Annotated in this window: 12 protein-coding genes and 1 pseudogene; 5 read left to right on the plus strand and 8 right to left on the minus strand. The window is 67.9% G+C overall.

Translation table 11 applies throughout. From position 1 onward, the window contains the following. Position 1 precedes the first annotated feature (1 nt). From dapE to AB0E63_RS28475, 3 genes are read right to left on the minus strand one after another with little or no spacing between them, the layout of a single operon-like run. Positions 2–1,063, minus strand: a complete 1,062-nt coding sequence (gene dapE, locus AB0E63_RS28465) for a succinyl-diaminopimelate desuccinylase (RefSeq protein WP_360372762.1) — start codon at positions 1,061–1,063, stop codon at positions 2–4. Then, positions 1,063–1,749, minus strand: coding sequence for a VOC family protein (locus AB0E63_RS28470; RefSeq protein WP_360372765.1), 687 nt, complete (start codon positions 1,747–1,749; stop codon positions 1,063–1,065). The genes dapE and AB0E63_RS28470 overlap by 1 nt, the downstream gene beginning before the upstream one ends. Positions 1,750–1,759: 10 nt before the next feature. Next, positions 1,760–2,338, minus strand: coding sequence for an ABATE domain-containing protein (locus AB0E63_RS28475; RefSeq protein ID WP_360372768.1), 579 nt, complete (start codon positions 2,336–2,338; stop codon positions 1,760–1,762). A gap of 92 nt (positions 2,339–2,430) precedes the next feature. Between AB0E63_RS28475 and AB0E63_RS28480 the strand changes: the two genes are divergently transcribed. Together AB0E63_RS28480 and AB0E63_RS28485 are read left to right on the plus strand one after the other, a co-directional pair. Further along, complete coding sequence (locus AB0E63_RS28480; RefSeq protein WP_360372771.1) at positions 2,431–3,084, plus strand: pyridoxal 5'-phosphate synthase; 654 nt, start codon at positions 2,431–2,433, stop codon at positions 3,082–3,084. Then, the gene (locus AB0E63_RS28485; RefSeq protein ID WP_360372773.1) at positions 3,075–3,743 is read left to right on the plus strand and encodes a maleylpyruvate isomerase family mycothiol-dependent enzyme; all 669 of its coding nucleotides are present in this window, start codon (positions 3,075–3,077) and stop codon (positions 3,741–3,743) included. Before AB0E63_RS28480 ends, AB0E63_RS28485 begins: the two co-directional genes overlap by 10 nt. On the opposite strand, the gene AB0E63_RS28490 is transcribed toward AB0E63_RS28485, so the two are convergent. Genes AB0E63_RS28490 through AB0E63_RS28510 form a run of 5 tightly spaced genes read right to left on the minus strand, consistent with a single transcriptional unit; the run spans position 3,740 to position 6,695 of the window. Next, positions 3,740–4,246, minus strand: a complete 507-nt coding sequence (locus AB0E63_RS28490) for a hypothetical protein (protein ID WP_360372776.1) — start codon at positions 4,244–4,246, stop codon at positions 3,740–3,742. The genes AB0E63_RS28485 and AB0E63_RS28490 overlap by 4 nt on opposite strands. Beyond that, a complete protein-coding gene (locus AB0E63_RS28495) occupies positions 4,237–4,968 on the minus strand; it encodes a hypothetical protein (protein ID WP_360372778.1) in 732 nt (243 codons plus the stop codon). Before AB0E63_RS28495 ends, AB0E63_RS28490 begins: the two co-directional genes overlap by 10 nt. 2 nt (positions 4,969–4,970) lie before the next feature. Then, positions 4,971–5,921 (minus strand): hypothetical protein, encoded by a 951-nt coding sequence (locus AB0E63_RS28500; RefSeq protein ID WP_360372781.1) that lies wholly within the window; start codon positions 5,919–5,921, stop codon positions 4,971–4,973. Beyond that, a complete protein-coding gene (locus AB0E63_RS28505; protein ID WP_360372784.1) occupies positions 5,911–6,192 on the minus strand; it encodes a hypothetical protein in 282 nt (93 codons plus the stop codon). Before AB0E63_RS28505 ends, AB0E63_RS28500 begins: the two co-directional genes overlap by 11 nt. After that, complete coding sequence (locus AB0E63_RS28510) at positions 6,189–6,695, minus strand: sugar ABC transporter permease (protein ID WP_360372786.1); 507 nt, start codon at positions 6,693–6,695, stop codon at positions 6,189–6,191. The genes AB0E63_RS28505 and AB0E63_RS28510 overlap by 4 nt, the downstream gene beginning before the upstream one ends. Positions 6,696–6,836: 141 nt before the next feature. On the opposite strand from AB0E63_RS28510, the pseudogene AB0E63_RS28515 reads away from it, so the two are divergent. The 3 genes and pseudogenes from AB0E63_RS28515 to AB0E63_RS28525 all read left to right on the plus strand — a co-directional run. After that, positions 6,837–7,460: pseudogene (locus tag AB0E63_RS28515) on the plus strand (ribokinase); the annotation flags it as partial. 65 nt (positions 7,461–7,525) lie between these two features. After that, positions 7,526–7,813, plus strand: a complete 288-nt coding sequence (locus AB0E63_RS28520) for a PfkB family carbohydrate kinase (protein ID WP_360372797.1) — start codon at positions 7,526–7,528, stop codon at positions 7,811–7,813. Between the two features lie 43 nt (positions 7,814–7,856). After that, a complete protein-coding gene (locus AB0E63_RS28525; protein ID WP_360372789.1) occupies positions 7,857–8,879 on the plus strand; it encodes a LacI family DNA-binding transcriptional regulator in 1,023 nt (340 codons plus the stop codon). The last annotated feature ends 156 nt before the right edge of the window (positions 8,880–9,035 follow it).

Consider the following 9,035-nt stretch of genomic DNA (forward strand, 5'->3'; position numbering starts at 1 on the left):
CTTACGCCGTCAACCAGGCCCTCAGCCGCTGTTCACACAGCTCGATCTCCGCTTCCGGCACGAACTCATCCTGCTTGTGCGCGTACAGCGGGTCCCCCGGCCCGTAGTTCACCGCCGGTACGCCGAGCAGCGTGAACCGCGCGACGTCGGTCCACCCGAACTTCGGCTTCGGCTCACCCCCGACCACCTCCAGGAACGCGGCCGCGGCCGGCCGCTCCAGCCCGGGCAGTCCACCGGGCGCCGAGTCCGTCACGACCACGTCGTACCCCTCGAACACCTCGCGCAGGTGCGCCTCGGCCTCGGCCTCCGACCGGCTCGGCGCGAACCGGTAGTTGATCTCCACCGTGCACAGATCGGGTACGACGTTCCCCGCGACGCCGCCGTGGATCCCGACCGCGTTCAGCCCCTCGCGGTACTCGAGCCCGTCGATCGGCACCCGCCGCGGCTCGTACGCCGCCAGTCGCGCGAGCACCTCGCCCGCGGCGTGGATCGCGTTCGTCCCCATCCAGGACCGGGCCGAGTGCGCGCGCTCGCCGCGGGTGGTGACCTCGATCCGCATGGTGCCCTGGCAGCCGGCCTCGACCACCGCGTTCGACGGCTCCATCACGACCGCGAACACGCCTTCGAGCAGCTCCGGGTTGGACCGGGTCAGCCTGAACAGGCCGTTCCGCTCCGCCTCGACCTCCTCGCAGTCGTAGAAGACATAGGTGACGTCCCGGTTCGGCTCGTCCAGGGTCGCCGCCAGCCGGAGGCCGACCGCGACACCGCCCTTCATGTCGCAGGCGCCGAGCCCGTGGATCAGGCCGTCGGCGCGGCGAGCCGGGAGGTTGTCGTTCAGCGGGACGGTGTCGAGGTGCCCGGCGACGACGATCCGCTCGTCCAGTCCGAGGTCGGTCCGCGCGACGACGGTGTTCCCGTGCCGGAAGACCTTCAGGTGCGCGTACGACGACAGCGCCGCCTCCACCTCGTCCGCGAGCGTCTCCTCGGTCCCGCTGACCGAGGAGATGTTCACCAGCGCCTCGGTCAGATCCGGGGCGGACATGGTGAGGTCGAGCTTGGGCATCAAGACTCCTCCGCTGGTGGTACGAATACACAGAACTCGTTGCCTTCGGGGTCGGCGCAGACGTGCCAGCCGATCTCGTCGTCCTTGGGCCGCAGCAGTGTCGCACCCGCGTCGAGCACCGGCTGCAGTGCGGGCGCGGTGACGTCCCAGTGGACCCGGTTCTTGACGGTCTTGGGCTCGGGCACCGGCACGAAGACCCAGTACGGGAACGGGAGCCCCGGTACGTTCTCCAGCCAGCGCCAAGGCTTGCCCGGCGTACTCGCGATGTCTCCACCGACCACGCCCGCCCACCAGCGCACCTGTGCCTCCGGATCGGCTGAATCGACCACGAGCTCCATCAGCCGATACGCCGGGACCGTGGCGCGGACGAATCCGCAGAACTGACCGCCTTCCGGGTCCTCCATCACGGTCCAGTGCTGCTCGTCGGTCGCGGGCAGCTGCACCGTCGCACCCTCCCGCTCGAGATCACCGATCGCGCCGGTGTGCACGTCCAGGTGCACCCGGTGCTTCACCGTCTGCGGTTCGTCGACCTTGTTGATCCAGATGGTCTTCTCCGGTACGTCTCCGACCAGCACGTTCGGGTGGTCGGCCGGCGAGGTCAGCCCGATCACCCGGCCCCAGAATGCCGTCATCGCGCTTGGGCATGTCGCGTCCACACACAAGTCCTTGAAACGCGCGATGGTCATAACGCAAAGGCTATCGGCCCTGCTGGCGACGGTAGTGGCGGTTCACCCGCTCTCGGTTGCCACATTTCGGCGAGCACCACAGCTGGCGTGGATCGTCCTGCAGGAAGTACTTCACGCACCGCGCCGCCGGGCAGGCCCGCAGGCGAGCCCGGTCCGGACCGGAGAGGAAGTCGATCGTGGACCGCCCGACCGCACCGACCAGCAACGCGACCGGATCGTCCGTCCGCCCCGCCCACCGGGTAACTGGTCCGTCCTCGGGCCACTCCAACTGCAGAGTCCCGAGCCGATCCGCCGCCCGGTTCACCATCCGCACCGCGGCCTCTGCATCCATCAGCCGATCCGCATCCGCCTTGCTCGGCGGCCCAGGCTCGACTGCCCGCGCGAACAGCGCTCGTACCGCGCGCCGAATCTGCACCAGCTCCTCGTGAGCGTCCACTCCCCCGAGCGGACGGCCGAGCACCTGGGTGATCAGGTCGTCGTGCTGATCGAGCCAGGCAGCAGCGTCGGCGGGGCTCGCCAGCAGGTCGGCGACACCGCCGTGACCGTCGTGCCGAATGGTCGCCGCGAGGGCGAAGGCCAGCGTGCTCACGAACGCAGTCTAATGGGATAAGCAGTTGCTGCCATGTGATTACTGGCTTAGGGTCACTAACGCGACAGGCCGCACCTACCGTTAGGCAGTCGATGACCGACCTCCGCACCAGACTGCGCGCAGTCCCGACACTCACCGGCACCCCGCCTCCGTTCGACCCAGTCCGTACGCCAGAAACGCCGCACCCGCTCTTCGTCGACTGGCTGTTGGACGCGGTCGACCGACAGGTGCCGGAGGCTTGTGCCGCGACTCTGTCGACAGTGCGCGCCGATGGGCGGCCCAATGCACGAGTGCTCATCCTGAAGGACGTGACCGACGACGGCTGGCAGTTCGCGTCGTCCGCGAGCAGCCGGAAGGGCGAGGAGCTCGCTGCGTCGCCGTACGCCGCTCTGACGTTCTACTGGATCCCGCTCGGTCGGCAGGTCCGTGTACTGGGCAGAGTCGAGCCCGCGGATCCGGAGGACTCGGCGCGGGACTTCTTGGCGCGTCCGATGCCGGCTCGGGCTGAGACGTTGGCCGGGCGGCAGAGCGCCGTACTGGACGATCCCGCGGACATCGGCGCGGTCGTTGCCGAGCAGACCGAGCGACTGACGACCGAGCCCGGCTTGATCGCACCGAACTGGACTCTCTACACCTTGCAGGCCGAGGAAGTGGAGTTCTGGCAGGCGGATCCGGATCGCCGGCACCTCCGCCTCCGCTACCGCCTGGACGCACCGAACTGGAGCAAGGAGCGCTTGTGGCCCTGACCGATGTGAAAACCACCGCCGACCGGCTGAACACGCTGGTGGCCGACCTGGACGACGACGCCGCCCGGGCGGCGTCCGGCCTGCCCGGCTGGTCCCGCGGTCATGTGATCACCCACATCGCCAACTTCTCCGAAGCCATGACCCGCCAGGTCGAGGAGGCCCTCCAGGGCCGCGTGATCGAGGTGTACGACGGCGGCCGCCCAGCCCGGGACGCCGGTATCGAGGCCGGCGCCCACCGTCCCGCCGTCGAGCTGACCGAACACCTCGCCCAAGCAACCACCGCCCTGCTGACCGCCTGGGACAAGGTCGGGCCGGACGACTGGACCCGGCCAGTTCTGCACCGCAACAGCAACCTCGCGGCCGCCATCGACGCCTGCTGGCGCGAACTAGCGATCCACTCCGTCGACCTCGACCTGGGCATCACCCCGGCCAGGTGGCCCCCCGCCTTCTGCCTCCACCTCCTCGACTTCCTCCGCGCCCGCACCCCCGAAAACATCCACCTCGTCCTGCAATCCAACGACGGCCCCACCTGGGAGAACGGCACCGGCGAGACCCGGGTCCTCACCGGCAACCTCACCGACCTGACAGCCTGGTACGCCGGCAGGACGGCTGCCGGCCCGATGACCGGCCCGGCACCCGACCTGCTCCCCTGGCCTTAGCTGACGGTGAAGTCGTCGGGTTGGATCCAGGTGTCGAGGGCGGGGGCGTTGAAGCCGGCGTAGACCGTTAGCTCGTGGACTCCGGCGGGGACCTTCACTGTGACTTCGTGGTGGACGTAGCCGGTGGAGGCTCCGAAGGTCTGCGAGGCCAGGTCCTGGGCGCCGAGGTGGACGCCGAAGCGGCCTTGGTCGGCCGGCAGGTTCGCCGACGCGTTGATCCAGGAGCCGAAGGTGTACGTCGTACCAGGAGTCACCGGGACGGATTGGTACAAGGCGCTCCAACCCGTGCAGGTGCAGCGGATCCAGCCGTTGTTGGCACCAGAGCGGGCGAAGCCCAGCCCTCGGTCCACACCGTTGGTCGCGGTGCCCTCGAACAACCACGCGGGCTTGCCACCACCGGTGCCTTCGAAGCCACCATCCGCGAGCTGGGCCACATACTTCACCGCCAGTTCGGAGACCGAGGTGAAGCTGCGGGTGCCTCCGGGCAATCCGATCACCCGCACCCCATCGGTCTCCTGCGCAGGGAGGTGATGGTGTACCTCTTGTTGGCGCCGGCCGAGACATCACCCGGGTACGCCGGCGACACGGTCTGCGCACCGACCTCGACCCACGACCCGTTCTGCTTCACCTGTACGCGCGGACGCCCGGTGAAGTACCCGCCCTCGGCCGACACGGCACCAGACGTGAACTCCACGTTGTTGACCTTGTGGCGAGCCGGCCATTCGTAGCCCCACCACGACGCACCCTTCACCTCGTCGTCGAAGTCGGACTCGCTACCGGACAGCACACCGTCGTTCATCAGCGCCAGGCTGCCCGACTGCGTCGACTTCGAGATCGCGACGGCCCCTGTCGACGGCGCGGCCAGATTCACCGAGGCCGAAGGCAGATCCGTGGCCGGCGCATCCGTCGAAGGCGTCAGTACGAGCTTGCGCAGGTTGAAGTTGTAGACCGAGGTCCCGATCCCGCCACCGCCACACGGGCAGACGTTCGCCTGCAGGAACATCGTCTGGCCGTCCGGCTGGACGAACTTGGACGGGATCGTCACGCCGTACCCGCCGTACTTCGACGTCGACAACGGATACCCACCGAAGTCATTCGACAGGAAGTGTTTCCACGGTCCCCACGGCGTCGGCGACTCGTAGAACTCGAACGTGTACTCCGTCCAGGACGTGTAGACATATCGCTTCTGCGCGGCCAGATACGTGACACCACCCTGGCTGATCACGCTCAGGTTCGACGCGTTCGTACCGTACGACTGAACACGCTCTGCGGATCCGCGACCGTGTCGTCGAAGGAGTCCCGCCAGTTCCCGTCCAGCCCGTACGCGTAGACGCAGCCGTCCGGCGCCAGCGCTCCGCCGCGACCGAAGTCAGCGAACCAGATCGTCGTGAACACATGGTCGGAGAACATCGGCTTGCGCTTGCCCCAGGTCCACGTCCGACCGTGATCGGTCGACTTCAGGATCGTCGCCGCCGGTACGTCGTTGAAGTCCAAAGCGAGGTCCTGGACGGCGAGATACATCGTGTCCCCGACGCAGACCATCCCGGTCGGCTTCCGGCTGTATCCCGCACCACTCCAAATCGATCCCACCTGATCTCCCCGAGAGATCGTTGCCCCGGACAAATTCCCGGGCGAGCCGGTGATCTCGCTGACCGCGATGTCGGCGAAGTCCTGGTCCAGGCTGAACCCCTTGCCGTCCTCCTCCAGCTCCCGCGGGATGTTCAGGTAGTACTGGCGGAGCAGGAAGATGCCGAAGGCATGGAAGATGCTCGGCACGATCAGCCCGGCGTAGCTGTCCAGCAGCCCGAGCTGCTTGGCCACCAGGAACAGCGGCACCAGGATCACCGGCAGCGACACGAGCAGCGTCGACATCATCCCGGAGAAGATGATCCCGCGGCCCGGGAACCGTAACCGGGCCAGCGCGTACGCCGCCATCGAGTGGAAGAACAGGGCGACCACGGTGACCACCACCGCGACGATCGCGCTGTTCATCATGAACCGCGGCAGCGGGATCTTCAGCAGCACGTACTGCAGGTTGTCCAGCGTCCAGGTCGACGGCCAGCCGAAGTTGAACACGTCCTCGGCCGGCTTCAGCGCGCTGATCACGATCCACAGCAACGGCAGCACGGCGATGATCGCCAATACATGCGCGAGGATCGGGAGGAACCTAATCTTCATCGAAACGTCCTCCCCGGGTGAAGGCGAACATGAGGCCGGTACAGACCACGAGCAGCGCGACGACGACGGTGGTCAGCGCGGCGGCGTACCCCATGTTGTTGAAGGTGAAGGCTTGATCGTAGATGTAGAGCACGACCGTGCTGGTCGCGCGGGCCGGACCGCCCTTGGTGAGCACGAAGACCAGGTCGAACGCCTGCAAGCCGGTGACCGCACCGATCGTCGAGTTGACGACGACGAAGAAGCTGGTCGGCCGGAGCAGCGGCCAGATCACGTAGCGGAATCGTTGCCACGAGCCCGCACCAGGAAGGAGACGTCACCAAGGCCGAACGGGGCGAGCAGCTTGGAGAGCGCTCCTCTCTTGTCGACCAGCAGGAACTGCCAGATCAGGCCGACCACGACCAGGCTGACCACGTTCGGCAGGAAGAACGCCGAGCGGACCCAGCCGATGCTCTTGAAGCGGTTGCGGACCAGCATCGCCAGCGCGAAGCTGACCACGAACGCGATCGGTACGAACGCGACCACGTAGGTCGCGGTGACCTTGAGCGACGCCCAGAGCTGGTCGTCACCGGCCATCAGCTTGTAGTTGGCCAGGCCGGCGTACTGATAGTTGCCGAAGCCATCGACCTTGAAGAACGCGACACCGAAGGCGAGCACCATAGGCAACGCGACGAAGATCAGCAGGCCGATGGTGTCCGGCGCGAGGAAGGCGAACGCCGCCAGCGCCTCGCGCCGCTTCCTCGTCATGCCGGTCTTGGGCTTCGCCGAAGCCTTCACCAGGGGCTTGGACGGAGGGGCAGTCGTGGTGACCACGCGCTGGCCTGCGCGCTCGTCGTACTGCGGGAGTTTCAGCCACCACGACTTCGCGCGGTTTCATCCATCCGGTGCCCTGGGCAAGCGTCTCTCGGGGGAGACCGCATGAGCCGGTACGACGTGTGCGTACTCGGTTCGTTCATGAAAGATCTGGTTGCCTCGGCGCAGCGGAGGCCGTTGCCCGGGGAGACGTTGCACGGCACGGGGTTCGCCGAGTTCCTTGGTGGGAAGGGAGTGAACCAGGCCATCGCAGCCGCGCGGATGGGTGCGCGGACCGCGATCGTCGGCACCATCGGCGAGGACCGGTACGGCGAGGAGTTCCTCGAGCTCCTCTCGGCCGATGGAGTCGACACGTCGTGGGTCGTGCGGCACCCTTCGCTGGGGACCGGTGTCGGCCTGCCGCTGGTGCTGCCCGACGGTGGGAACTCGATCATCATCGTGTCCCGCGCCAACGCCGCGATCACACCGGACGATGTCGAGGCGGCCGCGGACGTACTGACCGCGAGCTCGGTGCTCAGCGTCCAACTGGAACTCCCGGTCGAGGCGAGTCGCGCTGCCCTCCGGCTCGCCTCGACCGCGGGCGACACGACGATCCTCACCCCGGCCCCCGTCGGCCCGGTCGATCCGTCGCTGACGTCGTACGTCGACATCCTGGTCCCGAACGAGGTCGAGGCCGCCGCGCTGACCGGGCTGGACTGCGACGACTCGGCGCAGGTGCCCGTGATCGCCCGCAAGCTGGCCGACTCGTGGACCTCCAGGGCTTCGTCGTCACGCTCGGCTCGCGGGGAGCGTTCGTGGTCGATCGTGCCGCCCGCGCCGAGGAGTGGGTCGGCGCGCACGAGGTCGCAACCGTCGATACGGTCGGCGCCGGCGACGCCTTCTGCGGGTCGCTGGCCGCCTCCATCGCCTCCGGCACGCCTGGTAGACGCCGTCCGACTCGCCAACGCGGCCGGCGCCCTGTCCACCACCGTGAACGGCGCCGCGGACTCCGCTCCCGACCGCGCAGCCGCCCTGGCCCTGCTGGACGGCGCGGGCCTTGGTTTGCGGTCACCGTGAGATCCTTTGCACTGGATCGGGACTAAAGTGCGATCCAGACGACCATCGGACCTCAGGCGGGGAGCGGGCATGACGACGATCTACGACGTCGCGCGCAGGTCCGGTGTGTCGCCGGCGACCGTGTCGCGCGTACTGAGCGGCCGCCGCAACGTCGATCCGGAGCTGTCTGAGAAGGTCCGCGCTGCAGTGGCCGAGCTCGGGTACCGCCCGAACGGCGTCGCTCGCAACCTGCGCAAGTCCAGCACCAACCTATGGGCCGTGGTCATCTCCGACATCGAGAACCCGTTCTTCACCTCGCTGGTCCGCGGTCTCGAGGACGTCGCCCAGACCGAGGGCTACCACGTGGTCCTCTGCAACTCCGACGAGGACCCGGCGAAGGAAGCGGCGTACGCGTCGGCGGTACTGACCGACCAGATGGCCGGCGTGGTGATCTCCCCGACCAGTACGGCGGAAGGCGTCCAACTCCTCGCCGACGCGAAGCTCCCGATGGTCCTGATCGACCGTCGCGTCGACGGCGTCGAGGCGGACACCGTACTGGTCGACAACGAGCACGGCGCGAACGAGGGCGTCAAACACTTGATCGACGGCGGCTACCGCCGGATCGCCTGCATCACCGGTCCCCGCAAGGTCTCGACCGCCATGGACCGCCTCGCCGGTTACCGCTCCGCTCTCCGGGCCGGCGGTATCCGTTACGACAAGGATCTCGTCCGGCACGCCGACTTCCGCGAGGCCGGCGGGTACGCCGCGATGGAAAGCCTGCTCGAACTGCCCGAGCCACCCGAGGCCCTGTTCGTCACCAACAACCTGATGACGGTCGGCGCCCTGGAGTGCCTGGCAAAGAAGGGCCTCCGGGCCCCTAAGGACATCGCGGTAGTCGGCTTCGACGACATCCCCTGGGCCGATCTGGTCGTGCCAAGCCTCACCACAGTCGCCCAGCCGACGTACGAACTAGGCCGCACTGCCGGCCTCCTGCTGAAAGACCGAACCGCCTCCCCCGGCCGCCCACCCTCCACAGTCACCCTCCGCACCGAACTACACATCCGAGCCACCTCAGCCCCCGCAAAAAGTAGCCACCCGCTCCGCGGCACCTGATCTTCCGCCGCAGACCGGTGTCACAGGCCGAGCCCCCACCACCACCCCGGACGGCGCTCTGGCTCTTGGCCGGGTCCACCGGCCGGGCAAACCCTCCAGCTGGGGGGACAACCCCTCAGTTGGAGGGTTGCCCCCTGAGATTCTCAGTGGGCAACC

It is taken from the genome of Kribbella sp. NPDC026596, assembly GCF_040638415.1.
Classification (GTDB): domain Bacteria; phylum Actinomycetota; class Actinomycetes; order Propionibacteriales; family Kribbellaceae; genus Kribbella.

Bases quoted from the DNA above. Each gene is read 5' to 3' on its own strand.
- AB0E63_RS28470 (WP_360372765.1), bottom strand. From the start codon at position 1,749: ATGACCATCGCGCGTTTCAAGGACTTGTGTGTGGACGCGACATGCCCA.
- AB0E63_RS28525 (WP_360372789.1), top strand. From the start codon at position 7,857: ATGACGACGATCTACGACGTCGCGCGCAGGTCCGGTGTGTCGCCGGCG.
- AB0E63_RS28480 (WP_360372771.1), top strand. From the start codon at position 2,431: ATGACCGACCTCCGCACCAGACTGCGCGCAGTCCCGACACTCACCGGC.
- AB0E63_RS28500 (WP_360372781.1), bottom strand. From the start codon at position 5,921: ATGAAGATTAGGTTCCTCCCGATCCTCGCGCATGTATTGGCGATCATC.
- dapE (WP_360372762.1), bottom strand. From the start codon at position 1,063: ATGCCCAAGCTCGACCTCACCATGTCCGCCCCGGATCTGACCGAGGCG.